11 protein-coding genes and 1 pseudogene are annotated in these 16,647 nt (G+C 47.6%); 4 read left to right on the forward strand and 8 right to left on the reverse strand.

Annotation, left to right across the window (positions count from 1 at the left end):
• Positions 1-17 precede the first annotated feature (17 nt).
• The 3 genes from ACMGDE_RS16030 to ACMGDE_RS16040 form a co-directional block, all read right to left on the reverse strand.
• The gene (locus tag ACMGDE_RS16030; RefSeq protein ID WP_436833835.1) at positions 18-446 is read right to left on the reverse strand and encodes a putative toxin-antitoxin system toxin component, PIN family; all 429 of its coding nucleotides are present in this window, start codon (positions 444-446) and stop codon (positions 18-20) included.
• Positions 430-645 (reverse strand): hypothetical protein, encoded by a 216-nt coding sequence (locus tag ACMGDE_RS16035; RefSeq protein ID WP_436833836.1) that lies wholly within the window; start codon positions 643-645, stop codon positions 430-432. The genes ACMGDE_RS16030 and ACMGDE_RS16035 overlap by 17 nt, the downstream gene beginning before the upstream one ends.
• A 430-nt stretch (positions 646-1,075) precedes the next feature.
• On the reverse strand, positions 1,076-3,505 hold the full coding sequence (locus ACMGDE_RS16040; RefSeq protein WP_436833837.1) for an alpha-L-rhamnosidase C-terminal domain-containing protein: 2,430 nt from the start codon (positions 3,503-3,505) through the stop codon (positions 1,076-1,078).
• A 1,157-nt stretch (positions 3,506-4,662) separates the two neighbouring features.
• Between ACMGDE_RS16040 and ACMGDE_RS16045 the strand changes: the two are divergent.
• From ACMGDE_RS16045 to ACMGDE_RS16060, 4 genes and pseudogenes are all read left to right on the forward strand, one after another.
• Positions 4,663-4,830 (forward strand): annotated as a pseudogene (locus ACMGDE_RS16045) (hypothetical protein); the annotation flags it as partial.
• Positions 4,831-5,058: 228 nt separating this feature from the next.
• Positions 5,059-6,207, forward strand: a complete 1,149-nt coding sequence (locus tag ACMGDE_RS16050) for a TlpA family protein disulfide reductase (protein ID WP_436833838.1) — start codon at positions 5,059-5,061, stop codon at positions 6,205-6,207.
• A 172-nt stretch (positions 6,208-6,379) separates the two neighbouring features.
• Positions 6,380-7,153 carry an SDR family NAD(P)-dependent oxidoreductase gene (locus ACMGDE_RS16055; protein WP_436833839.1) on the forward strand — a complete coding sequence of 258 codons (774 nt, stop codon included), beginning with the start codon at positions 6,380-6,382 and terminating at the stop codon, positions 7,151-7,153.
• 66 nt (positions 7,154-7,219) lie between these two features.
• Complete coding sequence (locus ACMGDE_RS16060; RefSeq protein WP_436833840.1) at positions 7,220-8,140, forward strand: helix-turn-helix domain-containing protein; 921 nt, start codon at positions 7,220-7,222, stop codon at positions 8,138-8,140.
• A gap of 54 nt (positions 8,141-8,194) precedes the next feature.
• Here the strand turns inward: ACMGDE_RS16060 and ACMGDE_RS16065 are convergent, their stop codons facing one another.
• From ACMGDE_RS16065 to ACMGDE_RS16085, 5 genes are all read right to left on the reverse strand, one after another.
• Positions 8,195-9,037, reverse strand: coding sequence for a DUF6929 family protein (locus ACMGDE_RS16065; protein ID WP_436833841.1), 843 nt, complete (start codon positions 9,035-9,037; stop codon positions 8,195-8,197).
• Positions 9,038-9,142: 105 nt separating this feature from the next.
• Positions 9,143-12,616: a PVC-type heme-binding CxxCH protein gene (locus ACMGDE_RS16070; protein ID WP_436833842.1), complete on the reverse strand. Its 3,474-nt coding sequence runs from the start codon at positions 12,614-12,616 to the stop codon at positions 9,143-9,145.
• A gap of 33 nt (positions 12,617-12,649) precedes the next feature.
• The gene (locus ACMGDE_RS16075; RefSeq protein WP_436833843.1) at positions 12,650-13,879 is read right to left on the reverse strand and encodes a GDSL-type esterase/lipase family protein; all 1,230 of its coding nucleotides are present in this window, start codon (positions 13,877-13,879) and stop codon (positions 12,650-12,652) included.
• Positions 13,880-13,939: 60 nt separating this feature from the next.
• Entirely contained in the window at positions 13,940-15,121 is a 1,182-nt protein-coding gene (locus ACMGDE_RS16080; protein WP_436833844.1) for an FG-GAP repeat domain-containing protein, read from the reverse strand.
• Between the two features lie 26 nt (positions 15,122-15,147).
• Positions 15,148-16,641, reverse strand: coding sequence for a RagB/SusD family nutrient uptake outer membrane protein (locus tag ACMGDE_RS16085; protein ID WP_436833845.1), 1,494 nt, complete (start codon positions 16,639-16,641; stop codon positions 15,148-15,150).
• Positions 16,642-16,647 lie beyond the last annotated feature (6 nt).

Below are 16,647 nucleotides of genomic sequence, written 5' to 3' on the forward strand. Positions count from 1 at the left end.
GCTTATTAGGCTAGGCATCAATCTATCTGAGATATCTCCAAAAACTCTTTCATGGTAAGGATCATAGTTTGACCGTACTGCTTTAGTACGAGTAAGTCTGGATCGCCGGTAATAAGGTAGTCCGCAGCACCATCTTTACTTAACGAGAGCAAATAGTTATCATTGCGATCTCTACTTGCTCTCACATCGCTTTTTATCTTTACAAAGGAAAAGATAGGGACAATCAATTCGATAAAGCGTTTTGCTTGTTGCAATCTGATGTATTTTTTAAATTTATCCCTCAGTATAACAGCCTTATACTCTTCTATCAATTCATCGCAGCAAAGGATTGTGTAAATAGGATTGGAAAGAAGGTCATAAAGTGTACGTCGAGAGGCTCGGTTGATCGTGGCGCTGATGTACCAGTTGGTATCAATGACAAGCACTTTCCTATGACTTCTGGCCATATCGGACAGCGCTCACTTCTTTCATAATATCCGCTTCAGAAAGTGGCTCATCGGGCAGGATGGCGTCCATAACATCCCACCGGTCGGCAAATGTCTGCTTTCCGATACGTTCAGCAACTTTTATCCGATCGGTCTTGCCAAGCTGATTAAATAGCCGGATTACGGCGTTTACAGAAGGTGCATTTATCGTCGTCTTCATGCCTGAAAATTATTGATAGTTACAAATTTAGTCAAATAGACTATAAGTTGCAAATGGGAGAATGGGAATGATCGTGGAAGGACAAGCCCAAGAGCCCCCAATACTCATTTTTGACAGCGTCTTTCTTCGTAGTCTTAATCTGACTTTTGCTTAAATACTGGCACCCAGCCTTATGGTACTTCTCCCTTGATTTAGTGATATACACCGTTGCATCCTTTTGCTGGGCGGTGGTATAACCGGTTACCAAAGGTAACCGTAGGAATGGTGAGGACATGACGGGAAATCAGAATGTTTTGCTGGTATGAAATTCCAGGTTTTCCGTGATCTTTTTAATATCCCAGTCCCACCATTTTAACGCTAAAATCGCACCAATGACTTCAGTTCCAGCAGAATTCGGAGCAGGAATCCGTCGCCCCTCCTATTGCTGTCATCACTGAAAAAATATACCGGATAACGCCGCATCTTCACCTTCCAGGTGGCTGATACGGATTCTCACCGATCCGGTGGTTTTGAATGTATAATAGTTGCTTTTGCCAAAAGTAGCTACGCAAATTGTTGGGTGGATAAGGTTCTTCGAGTTATAATCGAATAGGTCGACCGTAAATTTCCCCTTGATTCCCAGCTCGGCCATCCGCAAAGTAAATTGGTAGGCTTTTTCCGGTTTGGCTAAGATATCGACGTAAAATGTCTGATGGCAAGCCTGAGGGTTTTGCGTGGCCAGCACAGTGGTAAACTGACCGTCGGTTGATAACCAGTCGCCCAAACGCGGTGTCCCTGTCCCAGCTGTTTTCCAGGCTATTTTTTCGATATATTCCGGCAACATACGTTGATCTACCCCATCGCCACGGTTATCGAAAAGCAAATAACCTGCTGCTCCGTATCGCTCCCGCCACTCGGTCGTCACGCTGTCTGTAGCAATCAGCCTTATCGTATTTTCCGCGTCTGCCTTTGGCGCAATGGGAGAGCGATCGGTACGGTGTTCCCCGTATTCCATCGTGATGCGATAGTCTCCCCCCGGAAGGTCAGGGAGGTATACAAACGCGTCGTCCGCTGTGCCATCTGCGGGATATATGAGTTTGCCATTTACTGACACGCTATGTACTTTTCTTCCCATTTTCGGTATGGCCACATGCGCCACGGTGCCGGCGGGGGCCTGCAAAAGAGCGATTTTTCTATCCACGTCAATGGAGAAAACGATGGTGCCCAGCGGGGTAGGCATTTCGCCCTGAACGGCGCCAATCGCTTCAGAGAGATGAGGTCTGACCTGAAAGCGCTTAAACCCGGGTGCAATTGGTTTGATACCCAATATTTCCTCAGAGAGCCATTTCGTAACGCCACTGCTCCACGGGTGGCACAGGCTGGTATAGCCATGTTGCCCATTGGGAACAGGGTCATTGGGATTCAGGAAATTACTCCACTCGGGCCGGAAGCACTCCCAAAATGTCGTTGCGCCGAGATGGAGCTGGCCACCCCATACCCGGTCTATTGTTTCCAACGCTTCCCGGTGCATACCCATCGATGCCATTGCCTTGATAATAAAATATTGGTTAAACGGCGAAAAAGAAACGGTGTTCGTGGCCTGGCGAAAATGAACGTTGGCCAATGCTGATGCTTCCGAATCGGTGAGGTACCCGCCGTTGATCGCTTCGGCAGCGGCGTGCAACCCAATTGCCTGTAACCAAGAGGTATTGCCTCTGATCATCTTCAGCTGACCATCGGCCAACCGACGGAAGGCGTTGCTCAAGTGTTCCTCTCCTAGGTCGACCAGGGCCCGCGAAAGCGCCGCACAGGTATGTGCATACAATAGCCGGTAGGCGTGTCGGTTTTCGGGGATGTTTGGGTCTTCAAATCCAGCGCCGATGCGTTCATCCCAGCCGTAAAATCCCAGATTAGTCTCCGAATCGCACACTTCGGCCGCGTGTGCTATCTTCCGCTTTATGGTGCCGAGGTGCGAACGGACAAAGTCTTCATCGCCGGAGTAGTAATAATAGTCGAGCAGACTGTGGATCCACAGCAATGCATAACTTTCGATCGAATTGTCATCGGCAGAGGTCCGTTGAAGGTTGTGCCTGACCATTTCATAGTTGCCAAATGCCACCATGCTCACTCCCTGTGAAATGTAGGCATCGCCGGTCCATGAATGCCTATCGCCCCGATCCATCAGGATGGCACCGATGTGATCTTTCAGCAAGTTCAACTTGACGCCATAAGCACCGGTATACCACATCCGATTGAGCAACGTATTCGAGCTTTCGAAATGCCCCCGGTAGTTGACCGGCTTGGTCTGGCAAACCAAACGGACATTGGTGATGTGCCAGGGTTTGTCAAATTTGGTAACATGTATCCATCCGAACCTAATCCCCTCGTAGAGTTCGGCATTCAGTTCCAACCGGTAGGTGTTCCCGTATTTAACCGGCTTCGCGGTCTTATGAGGAGATTGGGGGCCTGAGTTGACGATGGCTGGCTGATTGTATTCGCTGATGCTCATGAGCACCTCCCCGCTCAGGTCGGGGCTTTCGAATTCCAACCAAGCCGCGCTCTCCACACCAAAGTCGAAACACAACGTCCCCTCCCCATTGACCAATATATTACCGTCATCACCCATTACCGAAGCGAGATTTTCAAAACTACCGGGATGGTCGGTCACAACGTCTGTAGCCTTCAGGCAATAAATCTGTAAATCATCTGTCTCCTGTTCCCAAACGTAAGACACTAACGGATCTGGCGAATCGCCCACCGTCTTGCCTGAAAAGTGGCCGCCATGTACCGGTAGGTAGGGTGCAATCCCTTGCTCAACCGGAAAAAATACGTCCGGATTGTACGTATTTGTTTGTGCTGAGCCGCCTTGGAAACTAGCCATCGAAGCGACAATGCAAATCCCCGTTTTTATCACGTTTCCTATTACCATGTTTTATTCATCCAAAGGTTCACTTCATATTCGGCCAGCGACTGTGTCGGCCGATATTCATCGTGATTTATAGATCAACGGCATTTGTCCGTCGTTATCCAACATATCTCCGATTTGGAGTGTCTTTACATATGGCTTGGATGGCCGCCTGCCACCAATATTCCCATTCAGCTTCATTCAAGAAATCTTCAATGCTGACGTATCCGTTGGTTCGATAGAAATTGATTGCTCGCTACTTAGTGTGGTATTCATAAATGCGTTCTAATTGGTTATGCTTACAAATATGAGCCTCATTGGGGGCAATAAAAATGACAAAAACAATTCATTATTTGCACTTTTTGATACTTTTACCCTGTGTTTGAAAAGTAATCACTTTAAGTTTCAGTTGTTCGTTTTAAGACTTGCCAGCCGCTTCTCCACCAAGGTTTCCCGTTTGCGCCAGGCCGCAGGCTGGGGTTCCTCATAGACCGGGAACCCTTTGTCGTTCAGTAGCCCCAGCGACTTCGCCAGCTTCCGGCCCAGAGCAGCCGACTGTAAAGGACTTCGGCATGGGAAAGAAAATAACAACGACAAGCGGCGCCCTACCTAATCTCCCCAGATACAAATCTTATTCCATAGACGAGATTTTGGCCGCCGGTGAACCACTGCCTTTGCAAACAGTTTGGGCAAAGAAATATAGGGGAAACCGGAAATGAAATGCAATGTGGTACTTGGCTGCCTAGTTCTTACTGTTGTAAGTAAAGCAAGTATCACTGCCATGCAAGAGGTAACGTTGAAATTCAAGAACAATAAACAATGGAAGCTCTGATGGACTTCGCGAAGAAGTTCGATATAGTAGTGGAAAAGAAAATGCCTATTCAAAAGACGAAAAGGACACCAAATCTAACCGAAACCAATTGCCCATCACAGGATTTTAAATTTATCCCCCGCCTCTCTTCGCTACTCTTTCCTTCAAAGCTCTACCCTGCATGTTAAAGGATGATAAGCTGCAATACGACGAGGCAAACAAACAATTGTTTCAGGAAATTCCGCGCCGTCGGCCCCCGATGGTTGCTTGAACTCCCGGATAATTACGACAAGGGAGTATTCCCTAGACAACGAGACTTTATCAAACGGGGATTTCTGCAAATTGGAGCGAAATTCATCCAACATTGCATGTCTACGGATATGTAGGAGGCAGTTGGCGACGTTTTGGAAGCCAGGCGAATCACGATGCATTTTTGGTGATCCATAAAAGTATATTATATAACAATGCTCTTCTGCCCCTCACTCGATGAACTGAATACCCAGGTACGCAAACCGAGAGGTTAATGGATACTCAACAGGAATTTGCTTTGGGGCGGGATGTATACCGAACTTGTGAGTTCCGGCAATGGCGTCACATCATGACAGATTCCCGACGCTTGGATTATATTTTGATTTTTATTAACTGTATTTTTAGTTATATTTACTTCTGTGAAACGAGAGAAAATGAAAACAGGTTGTAGACATAAAAATCACTAATTATGGGAACCAAAAAGCAATTAGTATTCCTTTTATACATGATAACCGTCCATACCTATGCTCAAAATCCTCGAGATTCTTCATTAAATATAGGTGACCCAGCGCCTTCTTTGCACGTGCTGGAATGGATAAAAGGAAGCCCCATTCAGCAGATGGAAAAAGGTCGAGTTTATGTGGTTGAATTTTGGGCAACCTGGTGTAAACCCTGCAGGGCTGCTATGCCCCATCTCTCCGCGTTGGCTCGTACATATCAAGGCAAAATGACGATCATAGGTATGGATGTATATGAAAAGCAAAACACGTCAGCAGAGAAAGTCCGAGCCTTTGTAGATAGCATGGGGAACAAAATGGATTACCATGTGGCAATAGACGATAACAATCAGATGGTTGATAAATGGCTCGTTGCTTCCGGGGAGAAAGATAGTGGTATACCCCGGTCATTTGTCGTGGATGCGAAAGGAAGGCTGGCATGGATAGGACATCCCAAAGATCTTCATACGGTTTTACAAAAAATCGCGGCTAATCGTTGGGATATAAGCGAAGCTTTAGCACAACGGAATGAAAAACAACGCCTAAAGGAACTGGATAAAGATGCTAGATACCGTATAGTGTATCCACCTGATGCGTTTGAACCGGGTTATGTTGAAAGGCCGGATTCAACCCTCTTAGTTATAGCGGAAATAGTTAGGGATGAACCAAAGTTAAAATATGCCTTCTCCGTTACTTTTCATACCTTTTCATCCCTGCTTAAAATAGATCAAAAAAAAGCCTACGAATACGGCAGGGAAATATTGACTGCTACTAAAGATCCTTCCTATTCTTCCATTTATTTTAATGTCGAAAGGTACGCAGATACATTAAATCTTCTCCCTGAAATTTATCAGCTAGCTGCAGAAGCTCGCCAAAAAGGAATAGATCAATATCCCTATCCTGAAATTATTGATGTATCGGGAGACTATAGCCAAATGGCCGATTGGTATTGGCGAGCAAACAATAAATCAAAAGCAATAGCGGCCCAACAAAAAGCGATTGAAGCGTTAAAAAACCAAAAAGATTTTTCAGCCGCTGATTTAGCTGCATTTGAATCCAAGCTTCAGCAATACCAAGAGATGGAGACTGTTAAATCATTATCCCAGCGGGTGAAGCCGTAATGAAATCGGAAGGGATCACCTCTTCCTGTTCTTTTTCAGACTAGTCAGCCGCTTCTCCACCAAGGTTTCCCGTTCACGACCTCAATTCGACTACAAATGTTCCTGATTTGGCTACATGCATTGCATAGGGAATGTGGAATTTTGTTGTATTAAATTTAGATAAGACAAAATTATGCAGACAAATGAAAGAAAAGTAGCACTTGTGACGGGTGCCAATACAGGTGTAGGTTTTCAAATAGCAAAAGCCCTTGCAGATAATGCTTACACGGTGTATGTAGGTTCTCGTGATCTACAAAAAGGTGAAACTGCCGCCGCTGAAATCGGCAAGCAGGCAAAAGCCCTTCAATTGGATATCACAGATAACGGTTCAATCAATGCAGCAGTAACGCAAATAGAAAGTGAATTTGGATATCTTACATTGCTGGTCAATAACGGAGCCGTATCCCACGCTGGGAAAGCGGGGCGGACATTGGAAGAAATACTGGCGGCCCAACGTGCCAGCATTGCACCGATAAACGAGATAAAAACCGTTTGGGATACCAATGTATTTGGCACTCTTGCCATAACGCAGGCCTTCCTGCCATTATTGCGAAATGCACCTGCCGCACGCATAGTAACTGTTTCGAGTGCATTAGGTTCACTTTCACTCAATTCTAATCCTGAAAATCCTTACCGTTCCGCATTTGATGCGGTTTATGGTGCATCAAAAACCGCATTAAATGGTGTTTTCCTGTCCTTGGCTATAGAATTGGAGGATACCAACATCAAAGTACATTTGGTTAGTCCCGGATTTACGGCTACGGCACTCAACAATTTTCAGGGAACCGATACGGTGGAAGTAGGATCTCTTGAACCGATAAGAGTGGCATTGGCAGAAGAGATGCCTACCGGAAGTTTCACAGGGCCTATTAATTTTTCCGAAGGGGGTAACAGTATTCCCTGGTAATAATTTAACTGTTTTAAAAACCTATGACTTTACGCTCGTCATAGGTTTTTTTAATAAATTTATAAGATGAAGAACAAAGAAGATAAACTTATACGGTTTATTTCAATATCGGAAAGTCATCAGGCTTTTGGCTTACCTAAGCCACAACATCCGTTGATAAGCCTTGTGCATTTCAATGAAAACAATCCATTCAATACGGATATGGCTCCAATTTATGATGTGCTGAATTTCTACAAAATCACTTTCATTACTCAAAATAGCGGAAAATTGAAGTACGGGCAGGATTATTACGATTTTAATGAAGGTAGTATGTTATTTTTAGCTCCCAATCAGCTGGTAGGAACTACGGAATATAATAAAAACACCTATGCTTACATACTGCTAATTCATCCGGATTTTTTATTGGGTTATCCATTGGCAAAAAAGATCAAACAATATGGTTATTTTTCATATTCAGTTAACGAAGCGTTGCATTTATCAGATAATGAAAAAGAAACCATCCTTTCGGTTTACCGAATTATGGAACAAGAGCTAAACAGCCGTGTAGATGAATTTAGCCAGGAAGTAGTGATCGCCCAAATAGAGTTGCTACTCAGCTATGTTAATCGGTTTTATAAGCGCCAGTTCATCACGCGTAAAGCGGTGAACGATGATATTCTTCAAAAAATAGAAACTATTTTGGATGATTACTTCAATAGTGAGAAGCCTCTGCATCAGGGTATACCTACAGTGCAATTCATTTCGGAGCAATTGCATATATCGCCCGGTTATTTAAGCGATTTGCTTCGCTCGCTCATCGGACAAAATACGCAGCGATACATCCACGAAAAGCTAATTGGAAAAGCAAAGGAGAAGCTATCCACAACCCAATTGACGGTAAGCGAAATTGCTTATGAATTAGGCTTTGAACATTCGCAGTCGTTCAGTAAACTGTTTAAGACAAAGACCAACTATTCGCCTTTGGAATTTAGAGCTTCGTTTAATTGAGGATCCACCATTTGTAGCCCTTGCTTTGGAGTTGGATACAAAACTATGGATTATTTAGATTAGGGGGAGCTCCACATCAAGCCGGTAGATCGTGGCCGTATCGGTGGCGCTGTCATCGTCTTCACAGAGTAAAAACGAAACACTTCCAGATTCTGCAAGGTAGGAGGTAATCCCCTCGAATTTCTGCGACCGGGAAATAACCCGCGTAGCCCCGATCTTCCGGCTTTCCAAATCGATTGCACCGAATAGACTACCGCCGACCTCGCCATCATGGTAGGTGGATTGTCCTGCTTCCGCTGTAGCAATGAAATACAGGGTGTCTCCGGCAACGGTCGCATCCGAAAAGCCAAAGGTCAGTCCGTCGATTAAGGGTAGACTGATCTCATCAACTGAAAGCTGGAAATTTTCGGTTAAGCTGGGTCCGCGCACGGTAAATAGGACGTTGCGGCCGCCAGGTCCATTCCCTCGGTTCAAGAACAGCCAATCCGCACCATAGGCTACTGCCCCTTCGATGTTGAAATCATCAGCGTCAATTCCGGCAACCGACCGCATGGTTTCGTATAAATTATGCAGCTGTAAGGTGTCGATTCGTTGGTCGGTTTTGCAAACAGCAAATCCAAGTTCTCGAGCAGGGGTGGAGCCCGATCCGAAGACATACATCGCATCGTCCCGTTCGACGATGGCTTCAAGATCCATTTTATGGGCCTTTGCGACCTGTTCGGTCTGAGTCCCGTCTCTGAGCAGGTGCCGGGTCAGCTGACCCGTAGCCATAGGGTATTCGTAAAGGTAGTTACCGTTATCGGATACCAGGTGGATAAGACCGTTGGAATAGGTGATTCCCGAGGCCGCGCTGACGCCGATGATATTTAAAAACGCCTGTAAATAAAATTCGTTCATAGTTCGTATCCACGTATTCTGTAAGCAGTGACTTATCTTCACAAGTATACATAAATTTCATACGATGTATGCCGCTCTAATCCGATAAAGAATAGCTAAAATTCCTTACTTCCCCATGACCAATCTTGTTTGCGCGCCACCATCGACGAGACGTACCAATAATGATCCTTCCTTACGGAGATTCCGATCTATCGCAAGTGTAATCTCGCGTGTTCCCGGCACAAAAGAAGCAGTAAGCTCCCCATTCTGAATAGCTGCGGTGTTTGTATCTGCCCAACCCATAATACCGCCTGCATCGTTAAAACTAAGCGTAACATCACCCGGCGTAAGCACTTCAATCTGGAACCTGACGAAGCTAAGGCGCTTTTCGCCGTCGATTTCGACGATCGGTAATTCGCTGATAGGTAGCGCACCCGAGGCCGTGCTATAATGAGCTTCCCTGCCCAGGTTATCATCTTTGGAAACAACCTCGACACCGCCTTTGATTATTCTACTCCGCACTTCATCATTGGCCGGCACAGCTTGCCACCGCCTCACAAACCGCTCCATGGGTACTCGAAAGCTCCCAGACTTGCCCAATTTTGAGAGGAAATTTACGAGATCAATAAACGCTTGCTTATCCAAGCTCGCTGTCAGGCCGGGTGGCATGAGCGATCCCGGTATTTTCTCCCTTGTTTTTATATTGTCTTTCGGGATAGCGACTTCATTGCCGGTCACATCCCTTACGATGATCTCACCTGGTTTATCAGCGACGAGGTACCCCATCAGTTCACCGCCGTCTGTACGGACCACCCGTTGCAATTCAAAACCCTCTTTGATGGATTCCGTCGGATACATAATGGATTTGATGATGGTTTCAGCCGGAGAACTTGTCCCAAGGCTGCTTAGATCCGGACCGATCAGTCCGCCTGCCCCCCCGATTGCGTGGCACGACATACAGGCAAGTTCTCGTTTGCGGAAAATCAATTCGCCTTGCACGGGGTTGCCGCTTTTCTGAGCTTCAGAGGCGAGATCTTTGATTTGATTCGGATCGAGGTCCTGCGGCATGCGTTCGGCCGGCAATACCCCGCCGGAGGCTTCCAGGCCTTTAACCAGTAATTTGACGTCATCCGCTTCCCGGCGGTCTCCCGGTATCGCACTTTGCAGGTGTTGGCGTGCAGTTACGGCCACTTCTTTTGGAATGCGGGTATTAATTAATACGTTGGCTAGTGCATTCGTCCGTCCGCCGTCGGCGAGAAAAGCATCGAATACACCTCGGGCCTGTTCTGGTTTGTCCAGCTGATTCAGCAGCTCTACTCCCATCTTAGCCGCTACGGGCGCATTCAGATGTGCCAGTTGCGAAATAGCAATCAACCGGAGATCCAGTGGATTGCGATCCGTAGCCAGGTTCTTCAGGATTACTTCTGCTGTCCCGGGATTGATGGCTACCAACGCCTCCATTGCTGTTTTTGCATAGCTGCGGTTCGTGTGGCTCACAAATTTTTTAAGTTGAGGTTCGAGCGCGCTGACCTTCAGGGCTCCGGCTACCTTCATCGCGGCGACAGCAGAGGCTTCATCGGCACCGTTAATTACAGCCTGAAGGCGTCCGAGTTGGTGATTCGCGGCTACTTGCCGTGTCCGCGCAGCATTTTCGACAGCGGCGAGCTCTTCAGAAATATCAATCTGCTGTTGAGAAAACCTGTCGATGGCCACGTCCAGGACGATGTTTAGGTCGTTGACGTTCCCACGTTTGGCTATTGCCGACAGTACATCTTTCTGATATTGCTGGGGAACCTCACCCTTCTGATATAGCTGTGTTAAAAAAGCTATGGCATCTGTACTTGCTGCTGATTTCAGCGCGTATGTCGTTTTTGCGGGACTACCGAAATATTCGGGGTCGTTTTTTAGACTAGCAAGCCACTCGGGTTCAAGTTGCCTTAAGGTTTGCCACAGCGCAAAGTTAAGGAACTCATCCATGGGCTGGCCCAACACATCAAGGGCGGTTCTTGCAGCTGCCGCATTGTTCAATACCCTGAGTGCAATCACGGCCTCTAGGCGCACCTGTGGGTGCGTGTCGTTGACTGCTTTCTGCAGGACAGCATCCAGGTTGTCGGCTTTTTTATGCCAGAGTTGTAATGCCCGTAGGGCTGCGCTCCGCACTTCGTGGCTTTGCGCACGCAATAAACTTTCTAACAGTGGGCCATTGTACGCATCGATGGCCTGAGAGACCCACAAGGCTTCGAGTTTTAGGCGTTCATAGTCGTCGTGCTTGTTGTCAAGCTTGTCAATCCATTTTTGCAATGGCGCAGCAACCGCTTCGGCTCCTTTTTCCTTCAGTAGCTGCCGGGCCTGCCCGCGTGTCCACATCTCGGGCTCCTTCAATGCATCCAGAAGATTTTCAACAGATGCACCTATCAATTTCGGCTTCTTTACCAGTGATTTTTTTTTGGCTGTTATACGCCAAATCCGGCCCCGTTCCCTGTCGCGCCGTGGATCGTAGAAGTCGACCTCTCCATGCTGGATAATCGGGTTATACCAATCGGCGACGTAAATCGCGCCGTCGGGACCAACGGAGATATCAACCGGCCGGAAGGCCACATGGTCTGTCCAGAGTAAGTCGGGCATTTGCTTAGACACATATCCACTACCCTGCTCCTCGAGTTGGAAGCGATTGACACGGTTGGCGCGGAAGTCGTTGGTAATTAAACTACCGGCCCATGATTCAGGTAAATGCCGCCCGGAGACGACCTCCAACCCCGAATGTTTTGGTTGTCCGGGATTCAGCCCACGCAGTATTTCTTCGGCACCCGGCGATGCCAGGAAGGTAGCGCCAGGGAATGCATAATTGATGCCCTCCTCACCGGCGCCATCGGTGAGAAACGATTGCCCGTACTGATCAAAACGCAGTCCCCAGGGATTCACGAGCCCTTTTGCATAAACGTCGAGTTCGAGTGTTTGCGGCTCCAGTTTCCATACGCCGCCGCCCTCTAGGCGCCGGATCCCCCAGGGGGTTTCCACGTGGCTATGGATGTAAATCGATTGGTTGAAGTACAGTCTCCCTTCGGGCCCCCACCGGAACGTATGAATGAGGTGGTGGGTATCTCCCGTTCCGAAACCGCTTAATATTCTTTTTCGGGTGTCCGCCTTACCGTCGCCATCGGTGTCTGAAAGGTGGAGGATCTCGGTAGCATTCGCAACATAAACCCCTCCGTCGCCAGGCAAGACCCCGGTGGGTTGAACAAGGCCTTCTGCAAAAACGGTTGACTTGTCTGCAACACCGTCCCCATCGGTGTCTTCGAGAATGAACACTTTGTCGTTGGCTTCCTCTCCGGTTTTAGAGAGCGGATACGCAGTACTGCTGATTATCCATAGCCGCCCCTGGGCATCCCAGTTCATTTGAATGGGCTTTGCCACGAGCGGTTCGGAAGCAAACAACGTGACCTCGAAGCCCTCTTCAATGTGGAATGATTCCAGCTCATTTCTGGGATCATCTTCAGGATACGCTTTGGGCTCATCCGGACGGATCGAACAAGTAGTCAGCATCAGCATCGGGACAACGAGCAGCCCCGGGAAAGTCGATAACACACGTATCAATTTCATCTATCTATTTTTTTGCTTATTCTCAGCATATAATTATCCCTTTAAAGGGCTCAGCTCATACGTTTTAACGACTGGCTTGCGGTGCAGGTTAATTTGCCCCTCCAGCCAGGTGATGATAATGTCCATATCCTTCAGGCCTTGCTTGTGCCTACCCTGTTCGTAAGCCCGGAATCCCAGAATGTAGGTTCTGTTCAACGGGCGATACTGCTGAAAGAACAGTTCATTCTTCTTAACGATATATTCACAGACCTGAGCGGCCTGTTCCTGCGAAATCCCGTGGTCCAATACGATACCTTTCGCCCAATCGGCCGCCGATGCCGTAACCAGCTGTCTCCCGTTCTCGGTTAAGGTGTAAAATCCATTTTTGAGGCCGGTGACCTGAACCGACACCGATGCCTTTGCATCAGGTTTGCCCGAGTCAGTTGGAGGAAGCGGAAGAATGGGTTCTTGCATGCTGAAAACAATTTTATCTTCCCTGCCTGAAATGATTTTACCAGGACCGGCAATCCTAGCCGCAGATCTTGACGCGTTAACGGTTACCTTTGATTCCCGGGGCGGCCATCCAAAAGATTGTTCGAGTACCTGGGCTAGGTAATAATAGCCCGCGTCGTTCAGATGAATCCCGTTGTCAAGATAGATATCGCTTGCGTTTTCGGCAATGGGCGTATACAGGTCCACATACCTTTTTTTGCGCTTCGATGCGATTGACGCAATAGCGTCTGCATACAGCTTGAGGTTTTCGTTTTGGGTTACCGTGTTTTCCGCGCTGCCTGCAAGTTTTACCGGAATCGTCGACAGCAGGGTCGTTTGCGCTCCTAAGGCATCGACTGAGTCAATAATCACTTCAAGTCCTTTGGTGAACTCGCTGAGGCCCGCTTTTCCCTTTTGGGATTCGACTCCGCCATAGGCAATCAGCACGTGGGTGGGGTTGGTACTCCTGATTTGCTGAAACAGTTGCTGATAGGGACTCGGCGGCGTTGTAAAGGTGCTCCGCGCTTCCGCAAATACATTGTCGCCAACCCAGCCCAGGTTCCGGAAAGCGAGTTCCTTATCGGGCCAGCGGCTGGAAATTGCAAATTCGAGGTACCCTTTTTCCAATTCATTTTCAAAGAGCGAACTTCCTAGAAAAAGGATCCGCTCATGTTGATTGAACTCCAGTGAGGGGTAACCGCCCAAACGTTGGGCTGGAAGGTCTAAGCATGTGCCGGCCAACAGCGTACCGATTATTCCACTGGCAAGCAAAAATAACTTTGTCTTTAACATTTGGGTTTTGATTAGCTATAGTCTGAAATAAGATTGCGATTGGTGGTTGGTGCTGCCCGGTTATTGAATCCCCTCGTTGAAAAACACCCATAGGCCATCTTTCCCGGCTACTACAATGTCTTTTCTTCCAGTACCTCTCAAATCGGCTACCTGCATATAAATGCCGGTACCTTTACCCACACCCGGAGGACCATATGCAATGATATTCTTGGTAAACGATTTACCGTCCCAGGTGAAGTAATACAAACCAACATCATCGTGTGCACCCGGGTCACCGTCGTTGTGCGCTCTATAGCGCTTGCCGGTGATCAGTTCCGGATTTCCATCGCCCGTGATATCGGTCCAAACCAGTTCATGGTATTGGGAGGCGGTGTCATCGATCAGGTGTTTTTTGAATGAACGCTTTCCATCGGCGACCTGCTGTTCATACCAATAGATGCCGTAGTCATGGGCTGTACCGGCAATCAGGTCGTTTTTGCCGTCTCCGTTCAGGTCGGTCACGATGATTGGGATGCTGGCATGCGGCCCCATGTCAAAATCTTGATGAAATACCCACTGGTTATCTCCCCTGTTTTCTATCCAGCCATTCTTGACGATGAAGTCACCTTTGCCATCACCGTTGATATCGCCGAAACCAAGCCCGTGGCTTTTATAATCCCCTACTTCGTAACGTACAAATTTGCCGGGGCCTTCCAGTTTAAAATAATGGAGGGGCGAATTGGGGGTGTTCGGTACAATCTCAACCACCCCATCACCGTCCAGGTCCCATGCCCGCACGGTTTCCACGTTACCCACTTTCGCGATTTCGTGGGCGGGCCATTCTGCGTTCGTTTCCGGATTCTCGTGCCAGCGCAATGCCTCACCGAACCAGCCGCCGGTCACAAAATCCATGCGTCCGTCTTCGTTTACATCTAAGGGAATCGTAGCAAAGTCGTCGAAGTATTCAGCAAATGCAGGCTGATCGCCCAGTCTGACGCGTTGTCGGAAGATGGTTTTGGCGTCCCCTTCGTTGAGGTAATAAAAGTCGCCTGACACGAGGTCCGGTTTGCCGTCGTTATTCACATCGATTACACCGACAGACTCAAAACTTTCGGCTGCAACAAAATACGGGGTGAATTTTATCTTTTCGTTCTGCTGGGCCTGGGCCTGCAGGAATGTGGTCGTCATGCCACACAGCAAAGAAGCTAATACGGAAGTGCGAACCCATCGATTATGCGTATTATTGAAAAAAATGAACATCATATATACTAGTTTAAACCAATTATTTTTCAGTATCCCGGATTTTGCGTCAGATCCGGATTTACCTGAATTTCCGGGAATGGAATCGGAAATAACAGATCATTTTGATCCACATTGTAACTCGACGAGCTCAGGTAATAATAAGCGCCGTTTGATTTTAGTTTGGCTCCATATGCATTCATCACATCGATTGCATTGCCCGTTCTGACCAGATCAATCCACCGTTTATTTTCAAACGCCAGCTCAATCCTACGTTCCTTTAAAATGGCTTCACGCAGGTTGGTCTGATCTGAAATTTCTACGTCATCTAATCCCGCCCTTCTCCGTACCTGGTTGAGCAACTCCTGTGCTTCTACCGTCTGGTCTTGCTCATTAAGGGCCTCGGCCAGCATCAAGAGCACCTCTGCATAGCGGTATACCGGAAAATTCTGATTGCTCTCACCAAAAATAGTATGGCTATGCTGATACTTTTTAATATAAGGCAGATTCACATACGAGGTATCCGATATTGGAGACGCGCCTGTATAAAATCCGATCGAAGCACTAAATCGTTGGTCGGCTTCCTGATCCTCATAAGCGGCCAGCAAATCCTCCGTGGGGATGTTCCATCCCGATCCGGGAACGTTTTGGGAGCCTTTGGGGCCTTTAGTCAATTGAGCATGGTCCGGTGTCAGGGGGATAAAGAAATAGGGAAACGTGCTATGCAAATTCAGAGACGTTCCTTCCAGGTATTGTATTTCAAAAATCGATTCGATGTGGTTCTTGTTGGCAGGGTCATAAATGGCCGCATAGTCCGTTAATAATTCGTAACCGGTTATCTGCCGCAACACTTCTTCGGCTTGATCCCATTCATTCAGATTCAGATAAACATCCCCCAACAGGGTCAACGCGGCACCCGATGTTGCCCTTCCCGCTTCCTGTTCGGCTTTATTGGGCAACAGTTCTGCGGCAGCCGTTGCGTCAGACTGGATCTGCGCATATATTTCCTCCGCAGAAGCCCTCGGCAAGGAGGCCGTTTCGAGGTCTTTAGCTGGCGTCAGGTGCAGGGGTACTCCTCCGAAATACTTCACCAGGTCAAAATAGCAAAATGCTCTTAAAAACAAGGCTTGCCCTTTCAAATTATTTTGGATAGCCGGTTCCAGCGTTGCTTCGTCAATGACGTTCAGCACTTGGTTGGCCCGGTTGATGATGTCATAATTGTTATAATACTTATTCTGGGTAACCGTGTTCTCAGAGCCGTTGAGGAAATCTGCAACTTCTTCCGGAAACGGAAGGCGATAGTCCACGTTGTAAAAATAGTGGGTGTTATCCGAGCGCATTTCTCCCATCGCCCAGCTGGATTGATCGTTATAAAGCCCTTGTAACGGCGCATATATCCCATCAACCGCCTGCTGGAAGTCCGATTCAGATTGGAAAAAATTCTCGGGGGTTACTGCATTTTGAGGGGCGATGTCCAAGAAGTTTTCACAGGATGTCAATCCGAGTGAAACCGCACTTGCCAATACTATTATTTTTATCTTCATTTTACT

The sequence above is a fragment of the Parapedobacter brassicae genome, assembly GCF_051400755.1.
Classification (GTDB): Bacteria; Bacteroidota; Bacteroidia; order Sphingobacteriales; family Sphingobacteriaceae; genus Parapedobacter.